The organism is Polynucleobacter sp. 39-46-10, assembly GCF_002282275.1.
In genome coordinates this window covers 1-17,461 of sequence record NZ_NCJB01000028.1, presented here as the reverse complement: position 1 = coordinate 17,461, position 17,461 = coordinate 1, and the positions used below count along the sequence as shown (strand labels likewise).

The 17,461-nt window shown below is 47.9% G+C and carries 14 protein-coding genes, 1 tRNA gene and 1 pseudogene; 12 read left to right on the top strand and 4 right to left on the bottom strand.

Annotation, left to right across the window (positions count from 1 at the left end):
- Positions 1-2: 2 nt before the first annotated feature.
- Positions 3-87 (bottom strand) — tRNA-Leu (locus B7X71_RS04400).
- Between the two features lie 141 nt (positions 88-228).
- Here B7X71_RS04400 and B7X71_RS04395 point away from each other — a divergent pair.
- The 8 genes and pseudogenes from B7X71_RS04395 to rng all read left to right on the top strand — a co-directional run bounded on the left by B7X71_RS04395 (position 229) and on the right by rng (position 6,938).
- Positions 229-948 (top strand): YebC/PmpR family DNA-binding transcriptional regulator, encoded by a 720-nt coding sequence (locus tag B7X71_RS04395; protein ID WP_293599427.1) that lies wholly within the window; start codon positions 229-231, stop codon positions 946-948.
- A 40-nt stretch (positions 949-988) separates the two neighbouring features.
- Positions 989-2,266: a phosphoribosylamine--glycine ligase gene (purD, locus tag B7X71_RS04390; RefSeq protein WP_293599426.1), complete on the top strand. Its 1,278-nt coding sequence runs from the start codon at positions 989-991 to the stop codon at positions 2,264-2,266.
- Between the two features lie 65 nt (positions 2,267-2,331).
- On the top strand, positions 2,332-3,243 hold the full coding sequence (gene hemF, locus B7X71_RS04385; protein WP_293600250.1) for an oxygen-dependent coproporphyrinogen oxidase: 912 nt from the start codon (positions 2,332-2,334) through the stop codon (positions 3,241-3,243).
- Position 3,244: 1 nt separating this feature from the next.
- A complete protein-coding gene (locus tag B7X71_RS04380; RefSeq protein ID WP_293598229.1) occupies positions 3,245-3,949 on the top strand; it encodes a nicotinate-nucleotide adenylyltransferase in 705 nt (234 codons plus the stop codon).
- Positions 3,950-4,003: 54 nt separating this feature from the next.
- A pseudogene (gene rsfS, locus B7X71_RS04375) lies at positions 4,004-4,390 on the top strand (ribosome silencing factor); the annotation flags it as partial.
- Between the two features lie 13 nt (positions 4,391-4,403).
- Entirely contained in the window at positions 4,404-4,847 is a 444-nt protein-coding gene (gene rlmH / locus B7X71_RS04370; RefSeq protein ID WP_293598228.1) for a 23S rRNA (pseudouridine(1915)-N(3))-methyltransferase RlmH, read from the top strand.
- Positions 4,848-4,854: 7 nt separating this feature from the next.
- A complete protein-coding gene (locus B7X71_RS04365) occupies positions 4,855-5,478 on the top strand; it encodes a Maf family protein (protein ID WP_293598227.1) in 624 nt (207 codons plus the stop codon).
- Complete coding sequence (gene rng, locus B7X71_RS04360; RefSeq protein ID WP_293598226.1) at positions 5,475-6,938, top strand: ribonuclease G; 1,464 nt, start codon at positions 5,475-5,477, stop codon at positions 6,936-6,938. Before B7X71_RS04365 ends, rng begins: the two co-directional genes overlap by 4 nt.
- A 7-nt stretch (positions 6,939-6,945) precedes the next feature.
- Here rng and msbA read toward each other — a convergent pair whose 3' ends face one another.
- Positions 6,946-8,709 (bottom strand): lipid A export permease/ATP-binding protein MsbA, encoded by a 1,764-nt coding sequence (msbA, locus tag B7X71_RS04355; RefSeq protein ID WP_293598225.1) that lies wholly within the window; start codon positions 8,707-8,709, stop codon positions 6,946-6,948.
- Positions 8,710-8,719: 10 nt separating this feature from the next.
- On the opposite strand from msbA, the gene B7X71_RS04350 reads away from it, so the two are divergent.
- From B7X71_RS04350 to B7X71_RS04340, 3 genes are read left to right on the top strand one after another with little or no spacing between them, the layout of a single operon-like run.
- Positions 8,720-9,499, top strand: a complete 780-nt coding sequence (locus B7X71_RS04350; RefSeq protein WP_293598224.1) for a glycosyltransferase family 2 protein — start codon at positions 8,720-8,722, stop codon at positions 9,497-9,499.
- Positions 9,496-10,275: a glycosyltransferase family 2 protein gene (locus tag B7X71_RS04345; RefSeq protein ID WP_293600248.1), complete on the top strand. Its 780-nt coding sequence runs from the start codon at positions 9,496-9,498 to the stop codon at positions 10,273-10,275. Before B7X71_RS04350 ends, B7X71_RS04345 begins: the two co-directional genes overlap by 4 nt.
- A 20-nt stretch (positions 10,276-10,295) precedes the next feature.
- Entirely contained in the window at positions 10,296-11,453 is a 1,158-nt protein-coding gene (locus tag B7X71_RS04340) for a glycosyltransferase family 9 protein (protein WP_293597931.1), read from the top strand.
- Positions 11,454-11,495: 42 nt separating this feature from the next.
- On the opposite strand, the gene dnaE is transcribed toward B7X71_RS04340, so the two are convergent.
- A complete protein-coding gene (gene dnaE, locus B7X71_RS04335; RefSeq protein ID WP_293597930.1) occupies positions 11,496-15,122 on the bottom strand; it encodes a DNA polymerase III subunit alpha in 3,627 nt (1,208 codons plus the stop codon).
- A 15-nt stretch (positions 15,123-15,137) separates the two neighbouring features.
- On the opposite strand from dnaE, the gene gluQRS reads away from it, so the two are divergent.
- On the top strand, positions 15,138-16,091 hold the full coding sequence (gluQRS, locus tag B7X71_RS04330; RefSeq protein ID WP_363926682.1) for a tRNA glutamyl-Q(34) synthetase GluQRS: 954 nt from the start codon (positions 15,138-15,140) through the stop codon (positions 16,089-16,091).
- Here the strand turns inward: gluQRS and B7X71_RS04325 are convergent.
- The gene (locus tag B7X71_RS04325) at positions 16,078-17,433 is read right to left on the bottom strand and encodes a DEAD/DEAH box helicase (protein WP_293600249.1); all 1,356 of its coding nucleotides are present in this window, start codon (positions 17,431-17,433) and stop codon (positions 16,078-16,080) included. The genes gluQRS and B7X71_RS04325 overlap by 14 nt on opposite strands.
- Positions 17,434-17,461: the final 28 nt, after the last annotated feature.

Genomic DNA, 17,461 nt, shown 5'->3' with positions numbered 1-17,461 from the left:
GATGGTGCCCCGGGGCGGACTTGAACCGCCACGCCTTGCGGCACCGGATTTTGAGTCCGGCACGTCTACCAATTCCATCACCGGGGCAGGTGTTTGCAGTGGAAAAACTGCATTGAAACTAACTAAGAGGTGAGAGTGTAACAAAAAAGTTGTCTCGCCCCCATTCTTGGTCGCAGAAGCCCTTAAAATGACGACTTCAAGCCACATTACTCAAAAGGACTTACCCGTATGGCCGGCCATTCGAAATGGGCCAATATTCAGCATCGCAAAGGTCGTCAAGACGAAAAGCGCGGCAAGATTTGGACCAAACTCATCAAAGAAATCACAGTTGCAGCTAAATTAGGCGGCGGTGATATTGCCACGAACCCCCGTTTGCGCCTGGCAATTGATAAGGCCAAAGATGCCAATATGCCCAATGACAACGTACAACGAGCAATTCAGCGCGGTACTGGCTCGCTCGAAGGCGTGAACTATGAAGAAATTCGTTACGAAGGTTATGGCCTCAATGGAGCAGCCATTATTGTTGATTGCCTGACTGATAATCGCACTCGCACTGTTGCTGAAGTGCGCCATGCATTTGCAAAAAATGGCGGCAATATGGGGGCCGAGGGTTCAGTTGCTTTCATGTTTAAACACTGTGGCCAAATGATTTTCGCCCCAGGCACCAATGAAGATCAGCTCATGGAAATTGCGCTCGATGCTGGCGCAGAAGATGTCATTACCCATGACGATGGCTCACTAGAGGTACTCACACCAGTGCCTGATTTTCCTAAAGTGCAAGATGCACTCACTCAAGCAGGCTTAAAAGCTGAGATGGCTACCGTAACGATGCGCCCTGAAACGGAAACTGAGTTCGAGGGTGAACAAGCCGAAAGCATGCAAAAACTATTAGATGCGCTTGAGAATTTAGATGATGTTCAAGAAGTATTTACGAATGCCTCTTTGTAGTCGATCAACCCCTTAAATACTTTTATATATTTAGCTCTTTATGAAAATTCTTTTAATTGGATCCGGTGCTCGCGAACATGCATTAGCATGGAAGCTAGCTCAATCACCCCAAGTGCAAACCGTATTTGTAGCACCAGGTAATGGCGGCACTGCTACTGCAAAACAAGATGCTGCAGGGATTCAAAATCTCCCCATCTCCGATCTTCAAGAGTTAGCAGATTTTGCCAAACGTGAAAAAATTCACCTGACCGTAGTTGGCCCCGAGGCTCCATTGGCTGCCGGTATCGTGGATGTGTTTCGCAATCAGGGATTGCGTATTTTTGGACCAACCCAACTTGCTGCGCAATTGGAGTCCTCAAAGGATTTCTCTAAAGCGTTCATGAAACGCCATGGCATTCCAACAGCGGAGTACCAGACCTTTTCAAATGCATTAGAGGCGCATGCTTACATTGACGCTAAAGGCGCGCCCATTGTGATCAAAGCCGACGGTTTAGCTGCCGGCAAAGGCGTGGTTGTGGCAATGGATTTGGCAGAAGCTCATGCAGCAGTCGACATGATGCTTGCCGACAACAAGCTGGGCAATGCGGGCGCCCGCGTAGTCATTGAAGAATTCCTGACTGGTGAAGAAGCCAGCTTCATCGTGCTCGTGGACGGCAAGCATGTTTTAGCTTTAGCTACTAGCCAAGATCACAAACGCTTACTCGATGCCGATCAAGGCCCCAACACTGGTGGCATGGGTGCGTACTCCCCTGCTCCAGTTGTCACTCCGGAAATTCATGCACGCGCCTTACGTGAAGTCATCATGCCTACAGTCAAGGGCATGGAAGCTGATGGCATTCCATATACAGGCTTCCTTTATGCCGGCCTCATGATTTCCCCTGACGGCAAGATTAAGACTTTGGAATTTAACTGCCGCATGGGTGATCCAGAAACGCAACCGATCATGGCGCGCCTGCGCAGTGATTTAGTCAATACATTGGATCACGCGGTTGATGGCACCTTAAATGAAGTGGAGCTGGATTGGGATCGTCGCACTGCATTAGGCGTAGTACTTGCAGCTCATAACTATCCGGATACTCCGCGCAATGGCGATGTAATCACCGGCATTCCCGTTGATACTGAAGATCAAATAACCTTTCATGCTGGTACCAAGTTACAAGATGGCAAGCTACTCACCTCAGGTGGTCGCGTCATGTGCGTAGTGGGCCTATCCGACACTGTTCGTGGTGCACAACAAAAAGCATACGACGTTATTGCCAAGATCCAATTTGATGGCATGCAATATCGCAAAGATATTGGCTATCGCGCAGTGAAGTAATTCAACCCATTCATCCATCCCAACATAAAGATCTTTAAACCTTGTCATCAGCTGAACATACTCAAATCAATATTGCAGAATTAAAAAATTACTTTTTAGGACTGCAAGATCGCATAACAACTGCAATGAGTGCACTCGATGGCAAAGCTTTTATAGCGGATGCTTGGGAAAAACCGGAAGACAGCAAGTTAAAAGGTTATGGACGCACCTGCATTTTGGATGGTGGAAATATTTTAGAAAAAGGTGGCGTGGGATTCTCACACGTTCGTGGCGATCAAATGCCTCCATCCGCATCCCATCATCGTCCAGAGCTTGCGGGGCGTAGCTTCGAAGCGATGGGTGTTTCGCTGGTCTTTCATCCAAATAATCCTAAGGTACCCACCACCCATATGAATGTGCGCTGCTTTATTGCACAAGCTCCGGATAAAGAGCCAATCTGGTGGTTTGGGGGCGGCTTTGATCTCACACCCTATTACGGCGTTGACGAAGATTGCAAACACTTTCATCAAACAGCCAAAGATGCTTTGGATCCATTTGGTGATGAGCTCTATCCGCGCTTTAAAAAATGGTGTGATGAATATTTTTATCTCAAGCATCGTGAAGAGCCCCGTGGCATTGGTGGCGTCTTCTTTGATGACTTTAATGATCTTGGTTTTGAACAAAGCTTTGCGATGACACGCGCTGTTGGCGATGCCTTTATTGATGCTTACCTACCGATTGTGGAGCGTCGCTACAAAGACAGCTTTACCGCTGAAGAAAAAGCGTTTCAAGAATACCGTCGCGGTCGCTATGTGGAGTACAACTTAATATTCGACCGTGGCACTATTTTTGGCCTACACTCCGGTGGGCGTACAGAATCTATTCTGATGTCTATGCCTCCGGTAGTTCAGTGGTGGTACAACTGGCAACCAAAGCCGGGCACTCCTGAAGCAAAGCTGTACAACCACTACCTCAAGCCGCGTGACTGGCTAGCCTAACTTGAGCTCAGCAAATTTGGATACTCCAAAGAAGATTGGCATCCTAGGCGGTACATTTGACCCGCCACATCTTGGCCACCTCAAATTGGCCACCCATTTTGCAAAAGTCTTGCATCTCGACGCCCTACTTCTCATCCCTAGTGGTGAGCCTTGGCAAAAGGACTCTGGCATAACCCCTGCGCAAATCCGCCTGCAACTGACTGAAGCTGCTGGGATTGATCTAGCGAGAGCATTTCTGTATTTGCAAATACCAACTCAAATTGGGATCGATCGCATCGAAATTGATCGGGCAGGCCCAAGCTATGCGATCGATACTGCAAAAGCCCTGAGAGAACGTTTTGGGCCTGATGTCAGCTTGACTTGGCTAATGGGAGCCGATTCCCTTCTCAACCTCCCCACCTGGAACTCTTGGGATCAATTGCTGGGCTTTGTGAATTTTGCAGTTGCCACTAGGCCCCACCATGAACTTTCCGGGAAAATGAGTGCCGAAATCGAAACCTTATTAGAAGAGTATCAATGTATTGATGTAGATACTCTTGAAAAAAGCCCATTTGGCCGCATCTACGTAGATAACAGTCTTTCAGTAGACCTTTCATCCACCGAGCTTCGAAATCAGCTTAAAAGCCCCTCTCGTAGCGATATTGCTTCCGAGCACATTCCGTCTCACGCTTTAGAAATCATTACAAATCTAGGTCTGTACAAATAATCAGGCTAAGATCACCCCTATATTCAAAAATCTCAGAAAAATACTAAAGAAACTATGGACTTAACTAAATTACAACGCGTCGTGATCGACGCCCTTGAAGATGTCAAGGCGCAAGATATTCGCGTTTATGACACAACTAAACTCAGCGAGCTATTTGATCGCGTCATTATTGCTACAGGCACCTCTAACCGTCAGACAAGATCTTTAGCCATGTCGGTTAAAGAGGCAGTCAACGCCAAAGGTGGTGAAGTCATTTCCGTCGAAGGCCTGGAGACTGGTGAATGGGTGCTTGTTGATTGCGGCGATATCGTGGTTCACATTCTGCAACCTGCACTGCGTGCTTACTACCAATTAGAAGGAATGTGGGGCGCTAAGCCTGTTCGCGTCAAATTAGCAGCAGACAAGGGGCTTGTCAAGGCAAGCGAACCCAACGACGAAGAGTAATGTCTTAGCAATGCGTTTAACGATTGTTTCTGTTGGTCACAAAATGCCAGAATGGGTTGCAACTGCAACCCATGATTACATTAAGCGCATGCCCGCAGATTGCAGTATTGAAATCAAAGAGATCAAACCCGACCTCAGTCCAGCCAAAGAAGCTATCAAAATTGCTGCCGCTATTCCGAAAGGCTCTCGCGTCATTGCACTTGATGAGCGCGGTAAAGATCAAACCACTCAAAATCTAGCTACCCAGTTAGCAAACTGGCGACAGGATGGTTTTGACATCACCTTCTTGATTGGTGGTGCCGATGGGCTCGATCCTAGCCTCAAAGAAGGTGCTCAGGCGATGTGGCGGCTCTCAAGTCTAACGCTACCCCATGCCATGGCAAGAGTCTTACTGGTTGAGCAACTCTATCGAGCTTGGACTATTTTGCAAGGCCACCCTTATCACCGCGAGTAAGTCATTCATGTTTTCTTATATTTACCTTGCCTCACAAAGTCCACGGCGCCAAGAGTTACTCAAACAGATTGGCGTCGAATTTGAGATGCTGATTGCGGCACCAGGGGAAGATACGGAAACCCTTGAAGAGCCCCTCTCCAATGAAACAGCGCGTGAATATGTTGAGCGTGTCACCTTTGCCAAAAGCGCCATTGCATTAGCAAGATGGCAAAACAGCGGTAAACCTTGGGCCCCGATTTTGTGCGCAGATACCACCGTGAGCCTCCCTGGTAGCCCGGCCGGTGAAATCCTCGGCAAACCCTCTGATGCTGCCGACGCTGCACGTATTCTTGAAATGCTGAGCGGTCAAGTGCATGAAGTGCTTACCGCGGTTGTAATGATGATCGACCCTATAAATAACCCTCTTTGCTTGGTTCAAGTATCTGAGGTGGAATTTGCCCAACTCACCGCATCACAAATTGATAATTACATTCAGAGTGGTGAACCTTTTGGCAAAGCTGGTGCGTATGGCATTCAAGGTCTTGGAGGGGCATTTATCCCCTCAATTAAAGGTAGCTATAGCGGTATCATGGGATTACCTATTTTCGAAGTTAACCAATTATTAGATTTTGCTAAAGTTGCCCGCATATGAATGAAGAAATTCTGATCAATATTACCCCCCAAGAAACACGGGTGGCATTAATTCAGCAGGGCGCGGTTCAAGAGCTTCAGATTGAGCGCACGCGTCAACGCGGCATCGTTGGCAATATCTATTTAGCCAAAGTCGTACGCGTTCTACCTGGCATGCAATCCGCTTTCATTGAGATCGGCCTAGAGCGCACTGCATTTATGCACGTCGCTGATATCACGCAAAACAACCCGCAAGCACAAATTGAAAAGTTGCTCTTTGAGGGTCAAAATGTTTTAGTACAAGTCCTCAAGGATCCACTGGGAACTAAAGGTGCGCGCCTCACAACTCAATTGAGTATTGCTGGCCGCAATTTGGTTTACCTGCCACCAGCCGGAACGGATGCGGCCACCGAAAAATATATTGGCGTATCCCAAAGAATTGATCAACCCGAGGAACGAGAAGCCATCAAGGCACGCCTTGCGGGGCTGATGCCTGCAGATGAAAAAGGTGGAATTATCGTGCGCACCAGCGCACAAGATGCCAGCGATACTGAGCTAGAGCACGACATGCATTACCTGCGTACGACCTGGGAGAGAATCCGCGCAGCCGTGAACCATAAAGCTGCTCCCAACCTGCTTTATCAGGATCTCAGCTTAGCTGAACGTGTATTGCGTGACGTTGCAGGCGAAGAAACCACCCAAATTCGAGTTGATTCAGCGGAGAACTTTGAAAAGTTGAAGGGCTTCGCTACGCTCTACATGCCCAATCTCCTTGACAAGCTCACACTTCATCGTGGCGAGCGCGCCCTGTTTGACTTGTTTGATGTAGATGCTGAAATCAACAAAGCGCTTGGCAGAAGAGTTGATCTCAAGTCAGGCGGCTACTTGATGATTGACCAAACAGAGTCGATGACTACGATTGATGTCAATACTGGAAGTTATGTTGGCGCACGCAATCTCGACGACACCGTCTTTAAAACTAATCTTGAAGCTGCTCAGGCGATAGCCCGTCAATTACGCTTACGCAATCTCGGCGGCATCATCATCATTGACTTTATTGACATGCTAAGCAAAGATCATCAAGAGTCAGTGCTGCATGAACTCAATCGCAATTTAGAACGCGATCATGCCCGCACTTCAGTGAGCGAATTTTCCTCGCTAGGCTTGGTAGAAATGACGCGCAAACGTACGCGCGAATCCCTTGCCCACATTACTTGTGAACCTTGCGCTACCTGCCAGGGCAAAGGCGAGGTCAAGACAGCGCAAACCATTTGTTACGAGATATTGCGCGAGATTGTGCGAGAGCATCGCCAATTTAATCCCCGTGAATTTAGGATTGTTGCTGCGCCCGATGTAATCGATCTCTTCCTAGAAGAAGAAAATCAATTCTTGGCACAGTTGGGTGACTTTATTAGCAAGCCGATCAAACTTCAGGCTGAGGGTAGCTTTCGCCAAGAGCAGTACGATATTGTTCTCAGCTAATCATTGATTACGCGTTTGAAAACTGGATGCGATGCAGATTGGCGTACAAGCCGTCTTTAGCAATCAATTCTTCGTGTGAGCCGTTCTCAATCACATGACCATGTTCTAGCACCACAATCCGATCAGCATGCTCAATAGTTGATAAGCGATGTGCGATAACCAAAGTGGTTCTACCGGCCATTAATCGCTCTAAAGCATCTTGCACTTGACGCTCGGATTCAGAATCGAGCGCCGAAGTTGCTTCATCCAAAATCAGAATAGGTGCGTCTTTATAGATAGCTCTCGCGATAGCTAAACGCTGACGTTGCCCGCCTGATAAACGATTGCCGTTATCACCAATTTGAGTATCAATTCCTTCGGGCATTTCTTTCATGAGTGCTGATAAGTTCGCCGCCTCAAGCGCCTCCATCACGCGTCCACGATCAATACCCTCTTGGCCCACAGCACCATAGGCTACGTTTGCCGCAATGCTGTCATTAAATAAAATGACATCCTGACTTACAAAAGCAATTTGCTTGCGCAAATCTGCAAGAACAATGTCCTCGAGCGGAATATCGTCCAAGAAAATTTGGCCATTAGTTGGCTTAAAGAAGCGCGGCAATAAATTCACCAGAGTAGATTTACCACCCCCAGATGGGCCGACAAAGGCCACCACTTCTCCAGGCTTGATATTTAAATTCACACCAGTGAGAGCATCTTTGCGCCCAGCTTCTTGCTGATAGGAGAAGCCGACGTCTTCAAATCGAATTCCACCTTTAGCCTTGTCCAAGGACTTCATATTTTCCTTGCGGGACTCGTCCTCTTCAAAGGGTTGATCCATGAGAGAGAAAATCATTTCCGCTGCAGTTAAGCCGCGCTGCAAGGGCTGATTAATATCAGCCAAATGTTTAATTGGCGAAATCACCAACATCATGGCGGTAATAAAAGCAGCAAAGCCGCCCACTGTAGTTCCTTCGGAGGCTGACTGCATCAATGCAATTACCAAGACAATCGATAGCGCCATGGAAGCAATCAGCTGAGTAATCGGCTGATTTAAGCCTCCAGCTACTGCCGACTTTAAGGCAAATTGACGAAGACGTTCGGCTTTTTCCATAAAACGGCGCATCTCATACTCTTCAGCACCATGTACCTTCACGATCTTGTACCCGGCTGCAGATTCTTCAACAATATAAGCGAGCTCACTAGTAAGTATCTGCTGCTCGCGATTCAAGGATCGCAGACGCTTATTAATCTTGCTCATGATGAAGGCGATGATGGGGAAGATCACCAACACGACTAGCGTCAACTGCCAATTCAAATAAATCAGATAGCCAATTAAGCCAACCACGGTGAGCGAATCTCGTACCAAGCTAATCAACATCCCGCCCATAATGGAAAGTACATTATTTACCTCAAAAACAACTGCGTTGATTAAATTGGATGCGGAGTTCTTCTGAAAAAAAGTAGTTGATGCATTTAGCAGCGTTTGAAACATCTGCTGACGCAACTTAAGCAAGACAGAATTAATAACGCGAGTCAGTAAATAGTTTGATAAAAACTGGGCCAAGCTACGAACAAGGGCCAAACCCACCAAGAAAACCGGCACCTGCCAAAGCTTGCTATTGAGCTGTCCAGTAAAGCCACGATCTAGTAACGGCTTCATTAGAGCGGGAATAGAGGTTTCAGCCCCAGCAACCAGAGCCATGGCCAACAAAGACCCAATAATCATCCAAATATGGGGCTTGAGATACTGAATTAAGCGATTTAGGGCGGTACGGTCTTGAGCATTCATATAATGAATTATGCCCACCTTATCCGTCATACTCATCACTCGCAATGAAGAAGCCAATTTGGCCGATTGTTTGGACTCCCTAGGGGGGATTGCCCAGCAAATCGTGGTGGTCGACACCAATAGCACCGATAGCACCCTAGAAATCGCCAAAAACCATGGCGCCCTTATTAGCCAACCTGCTGATTGGCCTGGATTTGGACCTCAAAAGAACCGTGCCTTAGACTTAGCCACTGGTGACTGGGTACTCTCCTTGGATGCGGATGAGCGATTAACTCCTGCCCTCAGAAGTGAAATTTTGACGGCCATCCATCATTCAGCGCATGTTGGCTGTTTTGCCATTCCACGCCTATCTTGGTATTGCGGACGCTTTATTCGCCATTCCGGCTGGAGCCCCGATTATGTGGATCGATTATTTAGGCGTGGCACTGCCTGCTTCTCAGATGATCTGGTTCATGAACGACTGATTCCGAATGGGCAAGTAGCAAAGCTGGAGAACCCCATGTTGCACTACAGCTTCATGAACTACTCACAAGTGCTGCAAAAATTAGATCGCTACTCAACTGCATCAGCAGAGCAGGCATTTTCTAAAGGGAAAAAGAGTAGCCCATTAAAAGCAGTACTTCATGGCATCTGGGCCTTTACTCGAACCTACTTCATACGCCTTGGTTTCTTGGACGGTCCCCAGGGCTTTGCTTTGGCAATTTCTAACGGGCAAGGGACTTACTATCGCTACATGAAGTTATGGCAATTGCACCAAGAAGCAAGCTCCAATAATTCTCTCGGCAAATGATCTCCGTTCTTCTGGCGACCTATAACTGGCCACAGGCCCTCAAGTTATGCCTTGAGTCACTCAGCACTCAAACAGATTTAGATTTTGAAATCATCATTGCTGATGATGGCTCCACCTCGGATACCAAAGACCTCATCAGGGAAACTCAGAACCATTTCCCGGTAACCATCACACATCTTTGGCAAGAGGATCAAGGCTTTCGTAAGACCCGCATTCTCAACCAAGCAATTGAGGCAGCGCGCGGTGACTATCTCGTATTTTTAGATGGCGACTGTCTTGTACAGCCAGACTTTATCGCCCAGCATCGAATCCTATCTCAGGCGCAACGCTTGGTAACCGGCAGCCGTGTCTTGCTTAATAATGAGCTTAGCAAAAAATTACTCTCATGGTCCCATTGGGACTTTAAGAAATTCACTGGCAACTTATTAAGTTATCGATTATCCGGCGGCATCAATAAGTATTGGCCTCTCAAAATCAAACTTGGTGATGGCGCCTGGCGCAACTATAAGAAATTTGTTTGGCGCCGTATCAAAGGCTGCAATATGGCCTGCTGGAGATCGGATGCCCAAGCTATTGGTGGCTTTGATGAAACCATGACTGGCTGGGGACATGAAGATGCGGATTTTGTTTTCAGACTACAAAACCGGGGCTTGATTCGTAAATCTGGATCCTGGGCAACTGAAGTACTACATCTCTACCACCGCATCAATGATCAATCGAATGCAGCAGAAAATGCGCGTCGCGTCCGTGAAAAAATTCTGGCTAAAGCTAAGTAGGATTGAGTTACATTAGCCCCATGACTGCATTCTCAGCACTAAAGCCGAAAAAAGTTTTATTTATTGCGACTCGCCAAATTGGTGACGTCCTGGTCACTACACCGCTAATTTCACAAGCGCGCGAGCTATGGCCTTATGCTGAGTTTCACTTTTTGGGCTACCGCGGCAAGCTCGAGATGCTCAAAGGCAATCCTGATATAGCTAAAACAGTTGAAACCTCAGACCGCCCTAGACTCAAAGAATATCTCTCCTTATTCTTCAAACTCTTTCAACGTTATGACCTCGCTGTGGTCACTCAACCTAGTGATCGCGCCTATTTCTATGGTCTAGCAGCAGCTTATCACCGCGTGGGCGTTCTAGGTGGCCATCCTCAAGGTCTCACTGAGCAAGACAAAGCTAAGAAAAGTAAGAGTGATAAACAAAATGCCTGGAAAAAGGCCATCAGCTTGCATACTGTTGATGTAGATTATTTTGCGCAACATGTCATTACTGAAAAGCTTCGCCTACTCGAGATCTTCTACAAAAATCCGCTGGAAGTATTTAAGAAACCAATCTCGGTAACGGCTCCTGCTGGTGATCCGATTACCCCAAGTATTGCTGGACAACTTCACTCGCCTTATGTAGTGGTGCACCCCGGACCCTTAACCGCTTATAAGCGTTGGCCACTTGCCTATTGGCAAACATTGCTGACATGGATTACGAAACAAGGTTGGCAAGTTGTGCTGAGCGCATCCCCGGCCCAGCAAGATCTGCAACTCAATCAAGATATTCTTTCATTACTTGATGAAGAAACCCGTAAACATATTGTTGATGCCGCAGGCCTACTCACTATCCCGCAAGCGGGAACGCTGATTCGTGGAGCAATTGCGTATGTCGGCGTAGATACTTCCATCACACACTTAGCAGCCGCATGCAATACACCAACTATTGCCTTGTTTGGCCCGACACCACCCACCAACTTTGGGCCTTGGCCTAATGGTTTTATTGGTGAACAGCCCTATCAATTGAGATCCCGCTCTCAGACGGTTGGTAATGTCACGATTTTGCAAGGACCTGGTGAGTGCGTCCCCTGCCGTAAAGCAGGCTGCGAAGATCGCGCAAATAGCAAGAGTGAGTGTTTGGACCAACTAGATCCAATTCAAGTAATCAAAGCGCTTCAAGCCGCCACAAATAGATAAGCAACTAGGTAGTTTTGGTAATGCTGATTTAATCGCGTTAGATTAGTGGTACTGAACCTGAACAGTGTTGGATTGCTTAGCTGCCAATATTTGATTTAAGCTATGCAAGCACGCATCATCTGGATAGATACGTAATTCTTCTGGGAACTGCATCAGGCAAGCTCCGCCGCTAGTAGTGACTGCAGCTGTGAGCATTAAGCCCTTCAAGCCTTCGCTAGCACTTGGCATAGAGGCTGCTGCAGGCCCCAACTTAGGATCTCGCACTCGATTACTCATTAAGTAGGGGCCAATTTGGCTGCGTAAGGATTTGAGATCAATTGCTGAATCGATAGCTAGATGAACGTTACGTGCAAATCGCATGCGAGCACCGGTGATATCCATTACGGCTTCTGAGACGATACGTACCCCACCAGAAAACTTATCGGGAGTAACGTTAACTTTAGCTACTAGCAACTCATCTTCTTTGAGCCAAGAACGATTCGGCTCAAAGACTTCACTATAGAGTGTCACCTCAATGGCAGCAGTTCCATCATCAATCGTCGCTATCATCATGCGACCGCGTTGACCAGTCAGCATTCGAGCGGAAGTAATAATCCCTGCAATCAACTGATCCTTACCTTCTGTCACTTTAACCAAAGGTTGGCGAATGAAGTGCGCCGTCTCGTCGCGGTAGGCATCAAACATATGACCAGTGAGACAAAGACCTAGAGAGCTTTTCTCGTCCTGAAGGCGCTTCTTTTCAGACCAGACTGGTTCGCGCACCAACTCAGGTAAGTGGCGATCCTCTTCTCCCGCTACCTCAAACAAGCTCACTTGATTGACGGAAGCCTCTGCTTGTTCAGCGGCTTCAATTGCGCGCGCAAGAGAAGCCAATAGAGTTGATCGAATATCGTAAGGATTGCCGCCAGCAGGAATGGAATCCTTATATAAGCTATCAAAGGAGCCAGCACGCATCAAAGCCTCAATGGCTCGACGGTTCACCTGCCTACGATCAACGCGTGCACAGAAATCAAATAAATCCTTAAATGGGCCGCCCGACTCACGCGCTTTCACAATCACTTCAATAGCTGCCTCACCAGTACCCCGAACCGCTCCTAAACCATAACGAATATGGCTAATTGGAGAATCGGGAGTAGCATCTGGTGCACGCAAAGGTGTGAACACATAAACACCAGTATTAATGTCTGGTGAGAACACGCGAATATTATTTGCCAAACAATCGTCGTACAGAATCTTCACCTTATCGGTGTCATCCATTGCGAGTGATAAGTTGGCCGCCATAAATTCAGCGGGGTAGTAGGCTTTTAACCAAGCAGTTTGATAGGCCAAGAGCGCATAGGCAGCAGCATGGGATTTATTAAATCCATAGCCAGCAAAGCGCTCCATCAAATCATATATCTCGTTGGCCTTACCCTCAGTAATACCACCAGCTTTTGCACCATCACTAAAAATCTTGCGATGCTGCGCCATCTCTTCAGGCTTCTTCTTACCCATCGCACGACGTAACATATCGGCGCCACCGAGTGAGTAGCCGCCGATCATCTGCGCCATCTGCATCACCTGCTCTTGATAGACCATGATGCCATAGGTCTCTTGCAGAACGGGTTCAATCCGTGGATCTGGATACTCTACTTTTTGACGGCCATGCTTACGCTCAATGAAGTCCGGGATCAAGTCCATTGGGCCCGGACGGTAAAGTGCGACGAGCGCAATAATGTCTTCGAAGCGGTCAGGCTTGGCTTCACGAAGCATGCCTTGCATGCCACGACTTTCTAGCTGGAAGACCGCAACCGTATTGGCATTCTTTAAAACTTCAAAGGCTTTTTCATCATCGAGTGGAATCTCACCGATATTCCAGTCCTTACGATCGGCATGTAATGTCTTAATCCATTTTTCAGCAGCCGCCAAAATCGTCAGCGTTGTTAGACCCAAGAAGTCGAACTTTACTAAGCCGATTGCCTCAACGTCATCTTTATCAAACTGACTAATGACGGAGCCACTCTCTTGATCTTTAGAGTCTTTTGCTTCTTGCGTGTAGAGCGGGCAAAAATCGGTTAAACGGCCAGGGGCAATCAACACACCACCTGCATGCATACCGACGTTGCGGGTCATGCCCTCTAACTGCTGTGCCAAAGATAAAAGTTGGCGCACTTCATCTTCATTCTTTTCGCGCTCACCTAACTGCTTCTCTTCCTTCTTCGCCATTTCAATAGTCATGTACTGACCTGGCTTATTCGGAATCAACTTAGCAATACCATCAACGAAGTTATAGCCTTGCTCCAGCACACGACCAACGTCACGAATCGCCGCTCTGGCAGCCATGGTTCCAAAGGTAGCGATTTGACTGACCGCATCTTTTCCGTATTTATCCTTTACGTACTGAATGACACGATCGCGCCCATGCTGACAGAAGTCGATATCGAAGTCGGGCATCGATACCCGCTCAGGATTTAAGAAGCGCTCAAAGAGCAAGTTGTAGCGCAATGGATCTAGATCAGTAATGCCGAGTGAGTAAGCAACCAAAGAGCCAGCACCAGATCCACGACCAGGGCCCACTGGTACGCCATTGTTTTTTGCCCAGTTAATGAAGTCAGCAACAATCAGGAAGTAGCCTGGGAAACCCATTTGAGCAATCGTCTTTACCTCAAAGACAAGGCGCTCGTGATAACGCGCTTCTTCCTTGGCGCGCTCTTCTGGATCCGGAAAGTTGCGCTCCATATGGCGCTTCAAACCAATTTCCGATTGCTGCAATAAATAATCGTCGAGCGTAATGCCAGGTGGCGTTGGGAAATCCGGCAAGCGTGGCTGACCTAAGGTCAACGAGAGATTGCAACGTTTCGCAATCTCTACTGAATTAGCGAGTGCAACAGGTAAATCTGCAAAGCGCTTTTCCATCTCCTCTTGAGATAAGAAATACTGCTCTTCATTAAATTTTTTGGTGCGACGGGGATTACCTAAGAGCTCACCCTCAGCAATACAAACACGCGCCTCATGGGCCGTGAAATCACTGCGTTGCATAAATTGCACTGGGTGCGTAGCAACGATGGGTAGACCCAATTCACTAGCAAGATGACAGGCAAGCTGAAGCTGCTTTTCATCCTGGGGATGACCGCCACGTTGTACTTCAATGTAAAAAGCATTCGGAAATAATTTTGCCCAATGCTTGGCAGCGTCTTTAGCTTGGTCTTCTTGACCAGCTAAAAGCGCAGTACCAACATCACCCCAACGTCCACCAGAAAGTGCAATCAATCCATAAGCCAAAGTTCTTTTTGCTGCTTTATCTTCAGCTTTAGAAGCGGGCTCACTAAACCATTTGGGATCTACTTCGGCACGACCACGCGTCTGGTTTTCTAGGGAAGCCTTACTCAGCAACTGACACAGGTTGAGATAACCAGAGTGGTTTTGAACTAAGAGCAATAAACGGTAGGGCTGATCCGGGTCCTGAGGATTACTCACCCAAACATCCGCGCCCGCAATTGGCTTAATTCCGCCAGAACGTGCAGCACTATAAAACCGGACTAAACCAAATAAATTGCTTAAATCGGTGAGCGCTAAGGCTCCCATGCCATCTTTTTCAGCCGCGGCTACCGCATCATCAATGCGAACGACGCCATCCGTAATTGAAAACTCGGAATGGACGCGCAGATGAACAAAACGGGGTGAAGCCATGAGATCATTTTAGCTGTGCCGAACTTGAAAAACCCCTCACCCCCAGCCGACGGCTATCGCGGGCGATTTGCCCCCTCGCCTACTGGCCCGCTGCATGCGGGATCGCTCGTTGCGGCCCTGGGAAGCTGGTTAGATGCCCGAAAAAATCAAGGGAAATGGCTACTCCGAATTGAGGATTTAGACACCCCCCGCTGCATTCCGGGAGCTGACCAAGAAATCATGCGTCAATTGCTTGCCTGCGGGCTTAGCTGGGATGAGGAGCCCACATGGCAATCCAAGCACCAAGATCGCTATAAACAAGCTCTAGAGCGCTTAAATGGGCTCCAAACCGTCTATCCCTGCACCTGTTCCCGACAAAGCATCGCAAGCGCTCTAGAAGCTCAAGGCGTGATTACCGCCCGCAATCAAGAAATGGTTTACCCGGGCACCTGCCGTCCCCAAGAAATCCCCGCATACAAGGATGAAAGCGTCCTCTTGGATGGGGTAGCTTGGAGACTTACCCTTCCCCCAGGCCTCAGCCTTCATTTTGAAGATCTGGCACTGGGCAATCAAAGTCAGGATCTCAATCGAGAAGTGGGAGATTTTGTACTGCGTCGTCGAGATGGCGTATTCACCTATCAACTCGCGGTAGTAGTAGATGATGCAGAACAAGGAATTACTCACATTGTGCGTGGCGTAGATTTACTGAGCAACACGGCACGACAAATTCATCTTCAACACGTTTTAGGGTATACAACCCCGAACTACTTGCATTTACCCTTAGTACTGGATGAGCATGGCGAAAAGCTCAGCAAGCAAACTTTAGCGAGCGCTATTCATACTGATAATGCGCAGCAAGCTTTACAAGAATTACGTAAAGCTGCAGAGCATTTAGGACTGAGAGATCTTCCGAGTGGAAAAGAGATTTCGATCGCTGAGTGGCTCTTAGCAGCCACTCAGGCTTGGGATAGAAAAATTATTTCTTCTTAAAGCCGCCGAGCAAAGCGCCGACAGCTGGTCTTGCAGGCGTGATACCGACTTTTTTCTCATCACTATTTGAGGTACTAGTGTTCGACTGTGTCACAGCGCTAGGCTCATAAGGTTTATAGAAAAATGGGTCTGACATTTTTGCTGGAGCATCTGATCTCGAGGAGCTTCTACTAGGCGCTGGACTAAAGCTAGGAGCGCCCTCAGGCAATGGCTGAATATCTAACTTCCGCTTCATCAACTTTTCAATATCGTCGAGCAAACGTTTTTCACTGGCATCGACCAATGCAATCGCATCGCCCTTACTACCTGCACGACCCGTACGACCGATGCGGTGAATGAAGTCTTCGGCATTAAACGGCAACTCGTGATTAATCACACAAGGCATTGACGGAATATCTAAACCGCGAGCAGCTACGTCAGTTGCAACTAAGGCTTCAATCGCTCCAGACTTAAATGCATCTAAAGTAAGAGTGCGCTCACCCTGACTCTTGTCTCCATGAATCGCGCCCGCTTTAATGCCATCACGCTCTAATGAACGCGCTAATCGAGCACAACCTAAACGGCTATTAGTAAAAATGATGCACTGACGAGATAAGCCTTGACGAGTACGCGCTTCAAGCACTTTCACAATCGCGCGTTGCTTGTCGGCACTAGACACCATATGCACTACTTGCTTCACCGTATCTGCCGCAGCGTTTTGACGTGCCACCTCCACAGTAACTGGAGTACGCAAATAACTCTGCGCTAACTTTTTAATCTCAGGCGAGAACGTGGCTGAGAACAAGAGTGTTTGGCGCTGCGCTGGAATCAAATCAATGATGCGCTGTAAGTCAGGCAAGAAGCCCATATCGAGCATACGGTCCGCTTCATCTAACACCAGAATTTCTACTTGAGAGAGATTGGCTACCTTTGAGCCAATGTGATCCAGCAAGCGTCCTGGGGTAGCAATCAAAATCTCGACACCACCACGCAATGTGGCAACTTGCTCTTTCATATCCACGCCACCGTAAACCACGGCAGCACGTAAATCAGTGTGCTTAGAATAGCTCGCTGCGTTCTCGGCAACCTGAACAGCCAACTCACGCGTTGGTGTTAATACCAAAGCACGGATTGGATGACGAGCAGGCGAGGCACTGCTGCTCGCATGACGCAGAATCTTTTGAATAATTGGCAACACAAAAGCGGCTGTCTTACCGGTACCCGTTTGGGCCGCGCCCATCAAATCACTGCCTGCCAATACGTGCGGAATGGCTTGCGCTTGAATCGGAGTTGGGGTGTTGTAACCCTGCTCAGATACCGCTTTTTGAATCTTTGGATCTAAGCCAAAGTCAGCAAAGGTAATTGTTGCTGGGGTGGCGCTACTCTCAGTA